Below are 235 nucleotides of genomic sequence, written 5' to 3' on the forward strand. Positions count from 1 at the left end.
TACTGATAACGATGTAGGTCCAGTTACAGATAGTAACGCTACGGATAATTCAATTTCAGAAAATGCAGAAGTAGGTTCAGTGGTTAATATCACTGGCCTTGCGACAGATCCTGATGGTGATGATGTGACTTATGCATTATCACAAGCTGATATTGATGCAGGGTTATTTGCTATCGATGCTATTACAGGGGTCGTGACATTGATTGGTAATCTAGATCATGAAGTTGCAGATTCT

The 235-nt window shown here is 39.6% G+C and carries 1 protein-coding gene; it reads left to right on the top strand.

The features are described 5' to 3' along the window. On the top strand, nt 1-235 hold a 235-nt coding region (locus GNP81_RS19165), incomplete at both ends, for a cadherin repeat domain-containing protein (protein ID WP_155675071.1).

This window comes from Aliivibrio fischeri (assembly GCF_009727955.1).
Classification (GTDB): Bacteria; Pseudomonadota; Gammaproteobacteria; order Enterobacterales; family Vibrionaceae; genus Aliivibrio; species Aliivibrio fischeri_A.